Consider the following 16,407-nt stretch of genomic DNA (forward strand, 5'->3'; position numbering starts at 1 on the left):
GGATTCGGATGGATCTGGCGGTTCTCTGGTTCGGCATCGTCGCGTTCTTCTTCGTCGGCTACTTCGTGCTCGACGGGTTCGACTTCGGCGTCGGCATGTCGCTGCCCTTCCTGGGCCGCGACGACGTCGACCGTCGCGTGCTGATCAACACGATCGGCCCGGTGTGGGACCTCAACGAGACCTGGGTGATCGTGGGAGGCGCGGCTCTCTTCGCCGCGTTCCCGGAGTGGTACGCCACGCTGTTCAGCGGCTTCTACCTGGCTCTCCTCCTCATCCTCCTCGCGCTGATCGTGCGGGGCGTGTCGTTCGAGTACCGGCATCAGCGTCCGGACGCGCGGTGGAAGCGCTGGTTCGACGGGATGATCATCGTCGGGTCCGCGGTGCCCTCGTTCCTCTGGGGCGTCGCGTTCGCGAACATCGTCCAGGGCGTGGCGCTCAACGCGCACCACGACTACACGGGGACGCTCTTCGACCTCCTCAACGGCTACGCGCTGCTGGGCGGCTTGACCACCCTGCTGCTGTTCTTCACGCACGGGGTGCTGTTCGTCGCGCTGAAGACCGACGGCGACATCCGAGTCCGGGCCCGGAGGCTCGCCTCCCGCTCGGGGATCGCGGCGATCGTCGTCGCCGCCGTCTTCCTCGGGTGGACCGCTGCCGCGCATTTCTCACCGGTTTTCGTCCTGCTCGCGGGGCTCGCGGCTCTGGCGCTCATCGGCTCGTGGATCGCCAACGCCGGGGGAGCGGAGGGGTGGTCGTTCGGCCTCATGGCGGCGACCATCGCCCTGGCCGTGGTCTCGCTGTTCGCCGCCCTGTTCCCGAACGTCATGCCGTCCTCCCCGAATCCGGAGAACAGCCTGACGATCGCGAACGCGTCGAGCTCTCCCTTGACGCTGACGATCATGTCGTGGGTCGCGCTGGTGTTCCTCCCGCTGATCCTCGTCTACCAGGCGTTCACCTACTGGATCTTCCGGAAGCGCGTGACGCGCGAGCACATCCCTCAGGAGACCGGGAGCGAGCCCGGGGAACGGGCAGCGGTCTGACGTGCGCCCGCTCGATCCGAGGCTGCTCCGCTACGCATCCGCCACGCGCGGCGTGCTGGCGGCCGGCGCGCTCCTGACCCTGCTGCAGACCGCCGCCACCGTGGCGTTCGCGTGGCTCGTGACGGACCTCGTCGTGGGCGCCATCCGCGGGGAGGCTGCCGCCGAGCTGGGCGTGCAGCTCGGCTCGCTCCTCGTCGTCGTCGCCGTGCGGGCCGGCTTCCTCTGGGCGGCGCAGGTCACGGCCGCGCGAGGCGGCGCGACCGTCGTCGGGCAGCTGCGCGAGAGGCTGCTCGGCTCGGTGGCCCGGCTCGGACCAGGATGGACGGCATCCCGGAGCGCCGTCGACGTGACGCTGGTCGCCGGGCGCGGCATGGAGGCCCTCGACCGCTACTTCTCGGGGTACCTCCCGCAACTGGTCGCGACCGCGGTGACCATGCCCCTCCTCGTCGTCGTTATCGGATGGCAGGACCTGACCAGCGGCGTCATTCTCCTCGTCACCCTGCCCCTCATCCCCGTGTTCATGGTTCTCGTCGGGTGGGCCACGCAATCCGCCCAGAGCCGGCAGTGGTCCGCGCTCTCGAGCCTCTCGCGGGGCTTCCTCGATGTCGTCGGCGGTCTGTCGACGCTCAAGCTCTACGGGCGCCAGCACCGCCAGGAGGCGCGCATCCGCGCGGTGAGCGAGGAGTACAGGCTGCACACCATGCGCGTGCTCCGCATGTCCTTCCTGTCGGGGTTCGTGCTCGAGCTCGCCGCCAGCCTCTCGGTGGCCGTGATCGCCGTGACGATCGGGCTGCGCCTCCTCAGCGGGTCGCTCGACCTCACGGTGGGCCTGTTCGTGCTGCTGCTGGCGCCCGAGGCCTTCCTTCCGCTGCGCAACGTCGGCGCCGGCTATCACGCGGCGACCGAGGGCATCGAGGCGGCATCGCGGGCCTTCGCCGTGATCGAGGAGGCGGAAGATCTTCCCCGCGCGGCAGCCGCGGGCGTCGCGCCGACGGCGGCTCGGGCTGGCGCGGACCGGGCCGGTGAAGGGATCCGCTTCGACAACGTCACCGTCGGACACGGCGGGAAGCCGCCCGCCGCGGGGTTCTCCGCGTCCGTGCTGCCGGGTGAACTGGTCGTGCTCAGCGCTCCGAGCGGCGGCGGCAAGACGAGCCTCCTGCGCGCCGCGCTCGGCTTCACCCGCTTCGATGGTCGCATCTCGGCAGGCGGCCGTGACGACGTCGACGGGCGTCGCGACGCGATCGCCTGGAGCGGACAGCTCCCGGGACTCCTCGCGGGCACGGTCGCCTCCAACATCGCCCTGGGCGACCCGGCCCCGTCGGCCGCGGCCATCCACCGGGCGCTCACCGAGGCGGCCGCGGGCGACCTCTCGCCCGAGACGGTCCTGGGGAGCGGCGGCTCGGGCCTCTCCGGCGGCCAGGCGCAACGCGTCGCCGTTGCCCGCGCGCTCTATCGCCTCCGGACGCGGGGGTGCCCCGTGCTCATCCTCGACGAGCCGACATCGGCGCTCGACACCATGACAGAGAGGGCGCTCGTCGCCTCCCTCCGGCACATCGCCGACGAGGGCATCGCGGTCGTCGTCGCCAGCCATCGCCCCGCCGTCGCGGCCGCAGCCGATCGGGTCATCGAGCTCCAGGGGGTGGCGCGTGTCTGACCGGATCCTGCGACTCGCGCTGCCCGACGGCCGGCGCCTCGCCACCGCTGTCGGTCTGGGCGTCCTGAGCGCGGCGTCCGCCGTGGCCCTGCTGGCGGTGTCCGCCTGGCTGATCACGCGCGCATCCGAGCAGCCCGCGATGCTCTACCTGTCGGCCGCCGTCGTCGGCGTGCGGGCCTTCGCCCTCGGGCGCGCCTCGTTCCGCTACCTCGAGCGCCTCGCCGGTCACGATGCGGCGTTCCGGCAGCTCGGGACGGTCCGCGCGCTGATGTTCCGCCGTCTGGTCCCGCTCGCCCCGGACGGGTTGCGCGGCACTCGGGACGGCGACCTCCTGGCGCGGGTGGCCGACGACGTGGACGAGCTGCAGGACCTCTCCCTACGGGTCGTGCAGCCTCTCGTCTCCGCCGGACTCGTCGCGGTGCTCAGCGTGGTCTTCGCAGCCCTCATCCTCCCGCCGGCGGGTGCCGTGCTCGCGGTGACGCTCGTCGCCGCCTTCGCCGCCGGAACGCTTCTGAACCGCTGGGCGTCAGCCTCGGCCGAGCGGTCCATCTCCCCGCTGCGGGCAGAGCTAGACGACGGCATCCACGATCTCGTCCGGAACCTCGACGTGCTCACCGCTTACGGCGCCCTGGATGCAGCCCGATCCCGTGCGTCCCGAGCGTCCGCCGCGCTCGCGGCGGCCGTGCGTAGGCGTGCTGCGGGGGCCGGCCTCGCCGCAGCGGCGGTCTCGCTGGCCGCGGGGTTCGCCACGGCAGGTGCCTTCGCGTTCGGCGTACCCGCCTTCCGGTCGGGAGTCGTGGACGCACCGCAGCTCGCGGTCCTCGCGCTGTTCCCGATCGCGGTCTTCGAGGTCTTCGGCACCATGCCGACCGCGTGGGCGGCGTGGCGACGGGTGAGTGTGGCGGCTCATCGCATCGCTGAGACCGCCCCGGTGGCAGTCCCAGCCGGCGTTCCGGTCGACGGCGCGGACGCCGGGCCCCTCGAGACCGACGGAAGGCGGCGCGTCCCCGAGATCCGGCTCTCCGGAGTATCCGCCAGCTGGCCGGAGGAGCACGGAAACGTTCTGAGCGGAGTCGATCTCCGCCTCCGACCGGGAGAACGCGTGCTGCTCAGCGGCCCCACCGGCGCGGGCAAGACGGCTCTCGCGCACGTGCTGGTCCGGTTCCTCGAGCACGCCGGGTCGTACACGATCGACGGCCGGGAGGCGCGGACCGTCCGGCAGGACGAGGTGCGGCGCGTCGTCGGGCTCTGCGAGCAGCGGCCGTACCTCTTCGACGCCGACCTGAGGCAGAACCTCCTTTTCGCTCGGGAGACCGCGACCGACGAAGAGCTGATGTCGGTGCTCGACCGCGTCGGGCTCGGGGACTGGGCGGTCTCGCGCGGAGGGCTCGACGCCACCGTCGGAGAGCGCGGCGCCCTCGTCTCCGGCGGACAGGCCCAGCGCATCGCCCTCGCCCGGGCGCTCCTCGCCGACTTCCCGGTACTCGTCGTCGACGAACCGACCGCGAACGTGGATGCCGAGACCGGCCGGGCCATCGTCCGGGACGTCCTGTCGACAGCCGCGGCCGACGGGCGCACGGTCCTGATGATCTCGCACGACGACGTGCCTGCCGAGCTGCTCGACCGTTCGCTGCGCCTCGAGGAGGGGCGAGTGGTGGCCTAAGGCCGATCGCCCGGTCCGGGGAGCGGGCGGGCCAGCGCATCGAACCGGCCCCGCCACGCGGCGAATCGCGCGGGGTCGCGCGCGAGCGAGGGCCCGTCGATCCAGCGGGTCACCAGACGGATCCCGTGGAGCGCATTGACGGCCCAGAGCTCCGTGCCCTCGAGATCGGGCGGAGCGGCCTCCTCCTCGTCGACGGGGACGCCGAGAGCGGCGGCGATCCCGCGGAGGGTCCGCGCTGCGACGCTGTCCACCCGCGGCAGCGAGAGGGGAGGGGCGCACAGCATCCCGCCACGCCACCAGAGCAGCGCGCTGGTGGCCCCGTCGGAGACGAAGCCCTCGTCGAGGATGACCGCCTCCTGAGCTCCCCGTTTCTGGGCCGCCTGGCGGAGAGCTCCCAACCGCTCGATGTCCGGGCCCTTGACCCGGGGGGTGCGGCGCGGGTCGTGCGCTGCCGTCATCACGACGAGCGATTCGCTGAGCTGCGGCGCCGAGCGGAGCCGGAAGCGCAGCCGTGCCGCCCCGCGCACGCGGATGGCCTCGAAGCGCGGGAACCAGTCTCCGTGGCTCGGGAGCGCCGCGACGGCGGCCGCCCAGAACGCCTCGACGTCGCCGCGGTCTCCCGCGCCCTGTTCGCGGACCGAGTCGAGGAACCGGGCGCGATGAAGACCGAGGGCGAGCACGCGCCCTTCCCGCACCAGGAACGAGTCAGCCACGAGCAGCTCCGTCTCGGTCGGCTCGCAATCAACGCGCGGGACGAGTGATCCGCCGGCCCAGTCGGAGACCGCATTCGTCGATTCCATCCGGACCACGTTAGCGTCCCCGGGCGACGGTGTCCGGCGAGTCACCGTCCCCTAATCTGGAGCGATGCCCCTCCCGCTGCTCGTGCGGGCGCTCGACGGCTGGACGGACCCGGCCGACGCCTTCGCCGCGCTGTTCGCCCGCTCCACGGACGACGTCGTCTGGCTCGACTCCGGTCCCGACGCCGACGGCGGTCTCAGCATCATCGCGACCGGGGAGCGCGTGCTGACCGCCGAGCTGGCAACCGGGACGGTTACCGTGGATGGGCACAAGAGCGCCGGCGACCTCCTCTCAACGGCGACGGCCCTGGCGCAGCCGATATCACTCGACTCACGCGGCCGGCGGCTCCCAGCACCGACCGGGTGGTACGGCTGGATCGGGTACGAGGCCGGTGCCGTCGCGGCCGGAGCACCCGTCTCCCCGTCGGACACCGGTACCCACGACGCAGGGCTCCTGTTCGCCGAGCGCCTCCTGGTGTTCGATCACGGTTCCCGCTCGGTGCAGCTCATCGCGGCGGACGACGAGGAGGGCCGCGCTTGGTGCAGGAGCACGGAGGCGCGGCTGGAGGCTGCAGCCGGTTTCGCTCGACGCTACGAGGAGGAGCACCCGGTCATACCCTCCAGCCCTTTCTGGCGGCACGACGACAGCGAGTATCTGCGGATGATCCGGGCCGCACAGGAGAGCATCCGGGCCGGGGACGCGTACCAGCTCTGCGTCACGAACCGAGTCAGCGCCGCGACCGATGCCGATCCGCTGAGCGTGCATCTCTCGCTCCGCCGGGCGAGCCCGGCGCACCACGCCGGCTTCCTGAGGATCGCGGGGGAGGTGCTCGTCAGCTCCTCGCCGGAGCTGTTCCTCCAGGTCGATCCGGACGGGCGGGTGCGGACGAAGCCGATCAAGGGGACCCGTCCCCGCGGAGCCACCCTGGCCGCCGACCTGGCGCTGCGGTCCGACCTGGAGGCGAGCGAGAAGGAGCAGGCCGAGAACGTCATGATCGTCGATCTCATGCGCAACGACCTCGGACGGGTCTGCCGCACCGGCAGCGTGGAGGTGCGGCACCTGCTCGAGGTCGAGAGCTACGCGCACGTCCACCAGCTGGTGAGCACCGTGGAGGGACGCCTCCGCCCGGGACTCTCGGCCCTCGACGCCCTCCGCGCGTGCTTCCCCGCGGGCTCGATGACCGGCGCGCCGAAGCTGAGCGCCATGCGCATCCTCCACGAGCTCGAACGCGGGCCGCGCGGGGCGTACTCGGGGTGCTTCGGCTACCTCGGCTCGGACGGGAGCGCCGACCTCGCCATGGTGATCCGGAGCATCCGCTTCGCGCAGGGAACCGCCGAGATCGGGTCGGGCGGCGGGATCACGGCGCTGTCCGTGCCGGAGGCGGAGCTCGAGGAGGTCCGCGTGAAGGCCCGCGCGCTCCTGACCGCCCTCGGTGCTGCGGGGCCGCTGGGAACGGACTGAGCGCCTCCCGCGTTCAGTAAACTTGGAAGCCGGGCCCTCGCCCGGACATCCTCCCGCCGCGCACCAGCAGCGGCGGCGCACGACGAGATTGAAGGTCACGTGGCACACGAGCACGACTCAGCCGGCACGACGGCGCCGGGCGCGGGCACCGATTCCGCGCAGTACGATTTCGCCGCGATCCAGGACAAGTGGCTCCCGGTCTGGGACGATCTGCGGCCCTTCGCGACCGACGACCCGGCCGACAAGCGCCCGCGCAAGTACGTCCTCGACATGTTCCCGTACCCGTCGGGCGACCTCCACATGGGTCACGCCGAGGCCTACGCGCTCGGCGACGTGATCGCCCGGTACTGGCGTCACCAGGGCTTCAACGTGCTCCACCCCATCGGCTGGGACGCGTTCGGCCTGCCCGCCGAGAACGCCGCCATCAAGCGCGGGCTCGACCCCCGGGGCTGGACCTACGACAACATCGCGCAGCAGAAGGCCTCGATGCGCCGCTACGCGCCGAGCTTCGACTGGGACCGCGTGCTGCAGACGTGCGACCCGTCCTACTACCGCTGGAACCAGTGGCTGTTCCTCAAGCTGTACGAGAAGGGTCTCGCCTACCGCAAGGCGAGCCAGGTCAATTGGTGCCCGTTCGATCAGACGGTGCTCGCCAACGAGCAGGTCGTCGGCGGACGCTGCGAGCGCTGCGACAACCTCGTCACCAAGAAGAAGCTCACGCAGTGGTACTTCCGGATCACGGACTACGCCGACCGGCTGCTCGACGACCTCAACCAGCTGGAGGGCGCCTGGCCCTCCAAGGTCATCTCCATGCAGCGCAACTGGATCGGCCGCTCGACCGGAGCGGACGTGCGCTTCCTGATCGAGGGACGCGACGAGCCGGTGACCGTCTACACGACTCGTCCCGACACGCTCTACGGTGTGACGTTCATGGTCGTCGCGCCCGACTCCGATCTCGCCGCCGAGCTGGTCGAGGGCGCGCGGCCCGAGGTGCGGAAGCGCTTCGACGACTATCTGGAGGCGGTGCGCGGCACCACCGAGATGGACCGGCTGAACACCGAGCGCGAGAAGACCGGCGTCTTCCTGGAGCGTCACGCCGTGAACCCGCTGACGGGGGAGCGCATCCCGATCTGGGCCGCGGACTACGTCCTGAGCGACTACGGCCATGGCGCGATCATGGCCGTGCCCGCACACGACCAGCGCGACCTCGACTTCGCGCGCGCGTTCGACCTCCCGGTGCGCGTCGTGGTGGACACGACGCAGCCGGTCACCGGGGCGATTCCCGTCATCCGGACCGACCCGTCGACGGGCGAGCCGATCCTCCCGGACGACATCCGGCTCGAGAACCCGTCCGAGACGGGGGTGGCGCTCACCGGCGAGGGGCGGCTCATCAACTCGGGGCCGTTCGACGGGCTCAGCAAGTCGAACGCGATCCGCCGCGTGACGGAGGCGCTGCAGGCGTCCAGCCTGGGCTCGCCGGCGAAGAACTTCCGCGTGCGCGACTGGCTGATCTCCCGGCAGCGCTACTGGGGCACGCCGATCCCGATCATCCACTGCGAGGCGTGCGGCGAGGTCCCCGTCCCGGAGGCCGACCTGCCGGTGCTGCTCCCTCCGGCCGAGGGCCTCGACCTCCAGCCGAAGGGCACGAGCCCCCTCGGCGCGGCCTCCGACTGGGTGAACGTCGACTGTCCCTCGTGCGGCGGTCCGGCCAAGCGCGACACCGACACGATGGACACGTTCGTCGACAGCTCCTGGTACTTCCTGCGCTTCCTGTCGCCGAACGACGACACGCAGGCCTTCGACCCGCGCGAAGCGGAGAAGTGGGCGCCGGTCGACCAGTACGTGGGCGGCGTCTCGCACGCGATCCTTCACCTCCTGTACTCGCGATTCATCACCAAGGTGCTGTTCGACCTCGGCTACGTGAGCTTCACGGAACCGTTCACGGCCCTCCTCAACCAGGGTCTCGTGCTGATGGACGGGTCGGCCATGTCGAAGTCGCGGGGCAACCTCGTGAAGCTCTCGGAGCAGCTCGACGAGCACGGCGTCGACGCCGTCCGCCTGACGATGGCCTTCGCCGGGCCGCCGGAGGACGACATCGACTGGGCCGACGTCTCGCCGTCGGGGAGCGCCAAGTTCCTCGCGCGCGCCTGGCGGATCGCCCACGACGTCACGAGCGCGCCCGACGTGGTGTGGAAGACCGGCGACCCGGCGCTCCGCCGGGTGACGCACCGCTTCCTCGCCGATGCTCCTGGGCTCGTGGAGGCGTTCAAGTTCAACGTCGTCGTCGCCCGCCTTATGGAACTCGTCAACGCGACGCGGAAGACGATCGACAGCGGTGCGGGAGCGGGCGACGCCGCGGTGCGCGAAGCGGCCGAGGTCACGGCCATGGCGCTCAACCTGTTCGCGCCCTACACCGCGGAGGACATGTGGGAGCAGCTCGGCTATGAGCCGTCGGTGGCGCTCGTGCCGTGGCGGAAGCCCGACCCGACCCTGCTGATCGAGGAGTCGGTGACAGCCGTCGTCCAGGTGAACGGGAAGGTCCGCGACCGCCTCGAGGTCTCGCCCAAGATCGCCTCCGACGAGCTGGAGCAGCTCGCCCGGTCCTCGGAAGCGGTGACGCGATCCGTGGGCGATCAGGAGATCGTGAACGTGATCGTCCGGGCTCCTCGCCTGGTGAACATCGCGACGAAGCCTCGCGGGTAGGGCCGAATCCCCGGTTCGTCCACAGGGGCCGGAACCGTGCGCGCGATGCACGGCTCCGGCCCCTTCTCCGTGTCGCTCCGGGAGGCTTCCTAGCGTGGAGGGATGCACCACCGCCCGACAGCTCACGAGCGCGAGGGGGCCGGTGACGACCCGCCCCTCGTCGTAACGGCTGAACCGGCCGACGACGCGCTCGCCCCGGCGCCCCGGCCGGCGCGCGTCCGTCTCGGTGTGGGGGCCGTCGTGGTCCTGCTCGTGACGGCTCTCGTCATCGCGGTCGCGATCTCAGCGCTGTCGCAGAGCGGGAGCAGCAGCCCATTGCCGATCCCGACCGCTCGATCGTCGACCGCGCCGCCGGGGGTCGCGGCAGCTGCTGGGCCGCTGGTCCTGGTGCATGTGCTCGGCGGCGTCCGGACTCCTGGACTCGTATCGCTCCGAAGCGGTGCCCGCGTCGTCGACGCGGTCGCCGCGGCCGGCGGCCTGACCGACGACGCCGACCCCGGAGGCGTGAACCTTGCGCGCACCGTCAGCGACGGCGAGCAGCTCTACGTTCCTCGCGTCGGAGAGCAGGCGCCGAGCGGGAGCGTCGCCGGGGCTTCGGCCGACGGCTCCGGCAGTGCGGGTAGTGGAGGGCCGCCCTCCGCTAAGGGCGGCGGCAAGATCGACCTGAACCGCGCCACGGCCGGGGAGCTCGAGGCCCTGCCGCGCATCGGGCCCGCCCTCGCCCAGCGGATCGTCGACTGGAGGGAGGCGAACGGCCGGTTCGCGTCCGTCTCCGATCTGCAGAAGGTCACCGGCATCGGAGACAAGATCTTCGCCGGTCTCAAAGACCTGGTGACCGTGTGATGCCCGATCTCCGTCTCGCGTGCGCGGGGGCGGCCTTGTGGGCGTCCTGCGCCCTCTCGATCGGCATCCCTTCCATCGGATGGGCGCCTGCCGTTGCGCTCGGGGCGGCGGCCCTCCTCCTCCTGCTGGGCGCTGCAGTGATGGGACGCCGGGCGCACCGCGTGAGGTCCGCCCGAGCCCGCAGTCTGCTCCTTCTGGCGGCGCTCTCGATCGGAGCGGCGGCGCTCGGATCGTCTGTCGTGGCGGTGGAGGCTCCGGGGCGCGCCGGGGGCCCGCTCGCCGCCGCGGCCGCCTCCGGCGACGCCGCGAAGGTCGTCCTCCGGATCGAGACGGCCGCGCGTCCCTGGGCTCCGGGGTTCGATGGCACGCCCCGATGGTCGTGGCGGGGCACGGTGGTCGACGGCGTGACGGCACCGCACGTTCACGAGTCCGCCGGAACACCGGTCACCGTGGTCGTCTCTGCCCCTCGACGCGACATCGCCGACGTCGTCCTGGGCGCGACCGTGTCGGCGGAGGGACGCCTCCGTGCGAACGAGGCGGGAGAGGCGACGTCGTTCACGCTTCGCGCCGCGACGGTTCCCGCCGTCCTCGAGCCGCCGCCGTGGTGGCTGGCCTGGGCCGTGCCCGTGCGCGCCGCGTTCGCCGAGGCCGCTTCGCGAACACCCGGCGACGGGGGAGACCTGCTTCCGGGGCTCGCCATCGGCGACGAGACGGCGGTCTCCCGGTCCCTCGACGACGCCATGAAGGCCAGCTCGCTGAGCCACCTCACGGCCGTGTCCGGGGCGAACTGCGCGCTCGTGACGGGGCTCGTCTTCTTCCTGGCCGCACGGCTCGGGTTCGGTCGCCGCTCCCGCGTCGTGCTCGCCGGGGTGGCGCTGGCCGGCTTCGTCGTGCTGGTCGGTCCGGGTGCCAGCGTCATCCGCGCGGCGGCGATGGCCTCCGTCCTCCTCCTCGCGCTGGCTCGGGGACGTCCGGCCGACGGCGTGCCCGCCCTCGGTCTGGCCGTCATCGCGCTCCTCGTCCACGATCCCTGGTTGTCGCGCGACTACGGGTTCGCCCTCTCGGTGTTCGCCACAGCGGGCCTGCTGCTTCTCGCGCGCCCGCTCGCCGACGCCCTCTCCCGCTGGATGCCCCGGGTCCTCGGGCTGGTCATCGCCGTCCCCCTGGCGGCGCAGCTGGCGTGCCAGCCCATCCTGATCCTGCTGACGCCGTCGCTGCCGCTCTACGCCGTACCGGCCAATCTGCTGGCCGAGCCCGCCGCTCCGATCGCCACCGTCCTCGGGTGCGTCGCCTGCGCCGTTCTGCCGTGGTGGCCCGCTCTCGGCGACCTCTGCGTTCAGCTCGCGTGGCTCCCCTCGGCCTGGATCGCCCGTGTCGCGCGGGTCACGACCGACCTGCCGGCGACGGCGCTGCCCTGGCCGGACGGGCTGCTCGGCGTCCTCCTGTGCGCCCTCCTGCTCATCGCGGTAGCGCTCGTCAGCGCGCGCGGCCGCCTCCCTCGCGCGGTCGTCCGGCTCACGGCCCTTCTGCTCGTCGCGTCGGCCGTCGTGTACCTGGGCGTCCTCACCGGCGCGGGCATCGGGCGCTCGACGGGCTACCCGCAGGACTGGCAGATCGCCGCCTGCGATGTCGGTCAAGGCGACGCCCTGCTCGTGCGTGATGGGGATGCCGTGATGATGATCGACGTCGGCAGGGATCCGGAACTGGCTGCGGCCTGTCTCGACCGCCTGCGGATCGACCGGGTCGACGTTCTCGTGCTGACCCATTTCGACGCGGATCACGTCGGTGGCCTCGAGGCCGTGGCGACGCGTGCCGACCGTGCCCTCGTCGGATCTCCGGGGCGGGCCGCCGACGACAGGAGGTTGTCCCTCCTCGCGACCGCAGGCGTGGAGGTCGAGACGGGTACGGCGGGGATGCGCGGTTCGCTGGGCCGGATCTCCTGGCGCCTGCTCTGGCCGAGCGCACCACCGGGTGCCCCCGCGGCGAGCGGCAACGACGGCAGTCTCACCGTCGAGACCGAAGGACTCGGCATCCGTGCGCTCTTCCTCGGCGACCTGGGGGAGGAGGCGCAGGACGAGCTGCTCGCCACCGGAGCGCTCCGACCGGTCGACGTGGTCAAGGTGGCCCATCACGGGTCCGCCGACCAGAGCCCGCGGCTGTACGACTCGATCGGAGCCCGGCTGGGCCTCCTCTCCGTGGGGCGGCGGAACGGGTACGGCCACCCCACCGCATCCGCCCTCCGGATGCTCGCGCGATCCGGTACGGCGGTCGCGCGCACCGACGAGCAGGGGTTGCTGCTGATCGCTCCGGACAGCGGCGGAGAGCCGGTGGTCTGGAGCGAACGATCCGAACCCACGAGCGGGAGCGCCGACCCGGCGTCCGCGACGCGTGCGGGTCGGGCGCCGGTGGTCGCCCGTATCCTGGGACAGGGCTCCGATCACGGAGACGAACGAGGAGAACAGTGGCGACCAGAACCGCAGCCCGAGGAGGCGCGACCAAGAGCCGTGCCTCCGTCGCGATCCCCCAGCTGGCCTGGAACCAGATCCGCCCGGCACCCGTCGTCCTCGTGACGGGCGGAGAGGGCTTCCTGGCCGACCGGGCGATCCGCACGCTGCGCGACGCCCTCAAAGCCGAGGATCCGAGCCTCGAGATCAGCGATCTCGATGCCGCCGACTACGCCCCCGGCGAGCTGCTCACGCTCGCGAGCCCCTCCCTGTTCGGCGAGCCGCGGCTGATCCGCGTGGCGAGTGTGGAGAAGTGCAGCGAGGGGTTCCTCGCCGAGATGCTCGACTACCTCGGGTCGCCGGCGGACGGCACGGTCGTCGTCCTCCGCCACAGCGGCGGCGTCCGCGGCAAGAAGCTTCTCGACGCGATCCGTTCCGGCAGCGGGGACGCCATCGAGGTCGTCTGCACCGAGCTCAAGAAGGACGCAGAGAAGTACGACTTCGCTCAGGCGGAGTTCGCCGCCGCGAAACGCAAGATCACACCGGGTGCGCTCCGCGCGATCGTCTCCGCGTTCTCCGACGACCTCGCCGAACTCGCGGCCGCCTGCCAGCAGCTGCTGTCCGATTCGGCGGAACAGATCACGGAGTCCACGGTCGACAAGTACTACGGCGGACGGGTCGAGACCAACGCCTTCCAGGTCGCCGACGCCGCGATCGCGGGTCGTCACGGAGAAGCACTCGTGACCCTAAGGCACGCGCTCGCGTCCGGCGCCGACCCGGTGCCGATGGTCGCCGCATTCGCCAGCAAGCTCCGCACGATGGCGAAGCTGGCCGGCTCCCGAGGCGGTTCCGCCCAGCTGGCGCAGCAGTACGGGCTCGCCCCCTGGCAGGTCGACCGGGCCCGTCGCGACCTTCAGGGCTGGACGGAGGACGGCCTGGGCCGCTGCATCGAACTCCTCGCCGAGACCGATTTCGCCGTCAAGGGGGGTGGTCGCGACCCGGTGTTCGCGCTCGAGCGCATGATCCGCGTCATCAGCGCCCGGGGCCGAGGCTGATCGCCGGCTCTGGTCGACACACCACCGACAAGACGAGAGCCCCCGCCGGACCGGGTCCGGCGGGGGCTCTCGACGTCAGAGGCGACTCAGAGAGCGGCCACCTGCTTGGCGATGGCCGACTTGCGGTTCGCCGCCTGGTTCTTGTGGATGACGCCCTTGCTGGCCGCCTTGTCGATCTTCTTGGAAGCGAGGCGCAGCGCCGCGGTCGCCTTGTCCTTGTCGCCGCCGGCGACGGCCTCACGGGTGGCGCGGATGGCGGTCTTGAGCTCGCTCTTGACGGCCTTGTTGCGCTCCTGAGCCTTCTTGTTGGTGCGGTTGCGCTTGATCTGCGACTTGATGTTTGCCACGGAGGGTTACTTTCGTTTGTCAGTGAGTATCGGATGTGCCGCTCAGCGAGAGAGGGCGCCTTGCGGCGTTCGTGCGGAGACACCCACACGCAAGCCAACAAACAACTTTACCAGTGGGCCGCTCCCGCACCAAAACCGGTGATTGCCGGCGTGGTTCGTGGGCTACTCGGCCGCGCCGATGGAGGCCGGCGCGTAGGAACCCGAGGAGAGCTCCTCGACGAGGGAGGCGCGGTTCGGCTCCCAGCCCAGCTCGACGCGGGCCTTGGTCCCGCGCGCCTGCTGGTCGAGCAGGAGAGCATCGGCCAGCGCCTCCCCGAGGCGGCCCCGCGTCTCCTCGACGGTCTCGGCGCGGACACCGCCGACGACGCCGTAGGCTGCGGCGACGGCCTCCCCGAGCTCGCGGACGGTCGGGTTGACGCCGCTCGCTCCGATGTACGACTCGCCGCGGCCGCCCAGCTCGAACGCGAGGACGTACAGCTCAGCGAGGTCGTCCACGTGGACCGTGCCCCAGTGCTGGCTCCCGTCGCCGATCAGGCGGATCGCGGGCTCGCCCTCGGTCTCGCGCGGTGCGTCGACCACGAGGCGCGCGAGCCCGGTTCCCTTGCCGTACACGATCGACGGGACGACGACGATGCCGCGGACGCCCTCGGCCGAGAGGACCCGTGCCTCGTTCGCGCCGCGCCACGCCGTGATCGCGGGCGGCGCCGCGGGGGAGTCCTCTGTCAGGTCCTCGCCCGAGCCGTAGGTCCAGAGGCCGCCCGTGTGGACGAGCGCCTTTCCGCTGTCGCCGAGGCCTCGCAGCGCCGCGTCGATGAAGACGGGGTCTCCGTCCTTCGTCGAGGCCACGTGGATGACCCCGTCGGAATCGGCGGCGGCGCGGGCCACGAGCTCCGAATCGGTGACGTCGCCGACGAGAGCGCGCGCTCCGGCGGCCTCCACCGCGGCCGCCTTGGCCTCGTCGCGCACCAGGGCGGTGACGGAGTGGCCCCCCTCGATGAGGCGGGAGAGGACGGAGGTGCCGATGTAGCCGGTCGCGCCGGTCAGAAGGATGCTCATACCGTAAGCGAACGCCGGAGAGCCGGAGGCATTCCCGGCGTAGGCTCGAGAGCATGACCGATCGTATGGAATCCGCCGCCTCCCCTCGCTTCTCCGCCTCGGTCGCCATCGTCGGTGCGCACGTCGTCCCGGTCGTCGGCGATCCGATCGAGAACGGCACGGTCCTCGTCCAGGACGGCGTGATCTCGGCGGTGGGCCCCTCCTCCGAGGTGAGCGTCCCGGAGGGCGTGCGCACGGTCGACGCGGGCGGCCGCTGGGTGCTCCCCGGCTTCGTGGAGGCCCACGGCCACGTCGGCATCCACGAGGAGGCCAATGGACCGGCCGGGGACGACACGAACGAGATGACGACGCCGAACACGGCGGCGGTCCGCGCGGTCGACGCGATCAACATCGACGACGAGGGCTTCCGCGACGCGCTCTCGGGAGGCGTCACGGCCGTGGTCGTCAAGCCGGGCTCCGGCAACCCGATCGGCGGCCAGACCGTCGCGATCAAGACGTGGGGCGGCCGTGTCATCGACGAGCAGGTCATCCGCGAGTCCGTCAGCGTCAAGTCCGCCCTCGGTGAGAATCCGAAGCGCGTGTACGGCGGCAAGAACCAGACGCCGAGCACCCGGCTCGGCGTGGCAATGATCATCCGCGAGGCGTTCGTCGAGGCGCAGAACTACCGAGCCCAGCGCGAGGAGGCCGAGCGCGACGGCAAGCCCTTTGCGCGCGATCTCGCGAAGGAGACGCTCGCGCGGGTGCTGGACGGCGAGCTGTACTGGGACCAGCACACGCACCGCCACGACGACATCGCCACGGCGATCCGCCTCGCCGACGAGTTCGGGTACAAGCTCGTGGTCAACCACGGCACCGAGGCGCACAAGATCGCGGACGTCCTCGCGGAGCGCGACATCCCCGTGATCTTCGGGCCGATGTTCACCTCCCGGTCCAAGGTCGAGCTGCGCGACCGGGCCATCGCGAATCTCGCGCTCCTGGCCGCCGCCGGTGTCCGCGTGGCGATCACCACCGACCACCCGGTCGTCCCGATCAACTTCCTCGTCTATCAGGCGGCCCTCGCGGTCAAGGACGGTCTGCCACGCCAGACCGCCCTGGAGGCGCTGACCATCAACCCGGCGACCTTCCTCGGCCTCGAGGAGCGGATCGGCGCCCTCACGCCCGGCCGCGACGGCGACGTCGTCGTCTGGTCCGGCGACCCGCTCGACGTGAACTCGCGGGCCGAGCGGGTCTTCATCCAGGGCTGCGAGGTTTACCGCTGGGAGGACGGCGCCGCCCACGTCGTGGAGCGCGCCGAGCGCTTCGCCTGACACCGCGCAGCGGGCGTCCGGGCCGGCCCGTTCATG

The 16,407-nt window shown here is 71.7% G+C and carries 12 protein-coding genes; 9 read left to right on the forward strand and 3 right to left on the reverse strand.

The features are described from left to right. Nucleotides 1-8: 8 nt before the first annotated feature. From cydB to cydC, 3 genes are read left to right on the forward strand one after another with little or no spacing between them, the layout of a single operon-like run. Complete coding sequence (gene cydB / locus FPT20_RS07435) at nucleotides 9-1,040, forward strand: cytochrome d ubiquinol oxidase subunit II (RefSeq protein ID WP_158864021.1); 1,032 nt, start codon at nucleotides 9-11, stop codon at nucleotides 1,038-1,040. A 1-nt stretch (nucleotide 1,041) separates the two neighbouring features. Next, on the forward strand, nucleotides 1,042-2,694 hold the full coding sequence (gene cydD / locus FPT20_RS07440; protein ID WP_158864023.1) for a thiol reductant ABC exporter subunit CydD: 1,653 nt from the start codon (nucleotides 1,042-1,044) through the stop codon (nucleotides 2,692-2,694). Next, on the forward strand, nucleotides 2,687-4,357 hold the full coding sequence (gene cydC, locus FPT20_RS07445) for a thiol reductant ABC exporter subunit CydC (RefSeq protein ID WP_158864025.1): 1,671 nt from the start codon (nucleotides 2,687-2,689) through the stop codon (nucleotides 4,355-4,357). The genes cydD and cydC overlap by 8 nt, the downstream gene beginning before the upstream one ends. Here cydC and FPT20_RS07450 read toward each other — a convergent pair. Continuing rightward, complete coding sequence (locus tag FPT20_RS07450) at nucleotides 4,354-5,157, reverse strand: aminotransferase class IV (RefSeq protein ID WP_158864027.1); 804 nt, start codon at nucleotides 5,155-5,157, stop codon at nucleotides 4,354-4,356. The two genes, cydC and FPT20_RS07450, sit on opposite strands and share 4 nt — an antisense overlap. Before the next feature lie 64 nt (nucleotides 5,158-5,221). Here FPT20_RS07450 and pabB point away from each other — a divergent pair, with 64 nt between their 5' ends. From pabB to holA, 5 genes are all read left to right on the forward strand, one after another. Next, entirely contained in the window at nucleotides 5,222-6,616 is a 1,395-nt protein-coding gene (gene pabB, locus FPT20_RS07455; RefSeq protein WP_158864029.1) for an aminodeoxychorismate synthase component I, read from the forward strand. 99 nt (nucleotides 6,617-6,715) lie between these two features. After that, a complete protein-coding gene (gene leuS / locus FPT20_RS07460) occupies nucleotides 6,716-9,319 on the forward strand; it encodes a leucine--tRNA ligase (RefSeq protein WP_158864032.1) in 2,604 nt (867 codons plus the stop codon). A gap of 102 nt (nucleotides 9,320-9,421) precedes the next feature. Further along, entirely contained in the window at nucleotides 9,422-10,162 is a 741-nt protein-coding gene (locus FPT20_RS07465; RefSeq protein WP_158864034.1) for a ComEA family DNA-binding protein, read from the forward strand. Continuing rightward, nucleotides 10,162-12,732, forward strand: coding sequence for a ComEC/Rec2 family competence protein (locus tag FPT20_RS07470; protein WP_233265431.1), 2,571 nt, complete (start codon nucleotides 10,162-10,164; stop codon nucleotides 12,730-12,732). Before FPT20_RS07465 ends, FPT20_RS07470 begins: the two co-directional genes overlap by 1 nt. Beyond that, a complete protein-coding gene (gene holA, locus FPT20_RS07475; RefSeq protein ID WP_233265432.1) occupies nucleotides 12,624-13,661 on the forward strand; it encodes a DNA polymerase III subunit delta in 1,038 nt (345 codons plus the stop codon). Before FPT20_RS07470 ends, holA begins: the two co-directional genes overlap by 109 nt. 86 nt (nucleotides 13,662-13,747) lie before the next feature. Here the strand turns inward: holA and rpsT are convergent, their stop codons facing one another. Next, nucleotides 13,748-14,008: a 30S ribosomal protein S20 gene (gene rpsT / locus FPT20_RS07480; RefSeq protein ID WP_158864038.1), complete on the reverse strand. Its 261-nt coding sequence runs from the start codon at nucleotides 14,006-14,008 to the stop codon at nucleotides 13,748-13,750. Nucleotides 14,009-14,170: 162 nt separating this feature from the next. Next, on the reverse strand, nucleotides 14,171-15,064 hold the full coding sequence (locus tag FPT20_RS07485; RefSeq protein ID WP_158864040.1) for an NAD-dependent epimerase/dehydratase family protein: 894 nt from the start codon (nucleotides 15,062-15,064) through the stop codon (nucleotides 14,171-14,173). A 53-nt stretch (nucleotides 15,065-15,117) separates the two neighbouring features. Between FPT20_RS07485 and FPT20_RS07490 the strand changes: the two genes are divergently transcribed. Next, entirely contained in the window at nucleotides 15,118-16,371 is a 1,254-nt protein-coding gene (locus FPT20_RS07490) for an amidohydrolase (RefSeq protein ID WP_199245711.1), read from the forward strand. Nucleotides 16,372-16,407 lie beyond the last annotated feature (36 nt).

The sequence above is a fragment of the Leifsonia sp. AG29 genome (assembly GCF_009765225.1).
Classification (GTDB): Bacteria; Actinomycetota; Actinomycetes; order Actinomycetales; family Microbacteriaceae; genus Leifsonia.

Bases quoted from the DNA above. Each gene is read 5' to 3' on its own strand.
- cydB (WP_158864021.1), top strand. From the start codon at position 9: ATGGATCTGGCGGTTCTCTGGTTCGGCATCGTCGCGTTCTTCTTCGTC.
- FPT20_RS07450 (WP_158864027.1), bottom strand. From the start codon at position 5,157: ATGGAATCGACGAATGCGGTCTCCGACTGGGCCGGCGGATCACTCGTC.
- pabB (WP_158864029.1), top strand. From the start codon at position 5,222: ATGCCCCTCCCGCTGCTCGTGCGGGCGCTCGACGGCTGGACGGACCCG.
- FPT20_RS07465 (WP_158864034.1), top strand. From the start codon at position 9,422: ATGCACCACCGCCCGACAGCTCACGAGCGCGAGGGGGCCGGTGACGAC.
- FPT20_RS07470 (WP_233265431.1), top strand. From the start codon at position 10,162: ATGCCCGATCTCCGTCTCGCGTGCGCGGGGGCGGCCTTGTGGGCGTCC.
- FPT20_RS07485 (WP_158864040.1), bottom strand. From the start codon at position 15,064: ATGAGCATCCTTCTGACCGGCGCGACCGGCTACATCGGCACCTCCGTC.
- FPT20_RS07490 (WP_199245711.1), top strand. From the start codon at position 15,118: ATGACCGATCGTATGGAATCCGCCGCCTCCCCTCGCTTCTCCGCCTCG.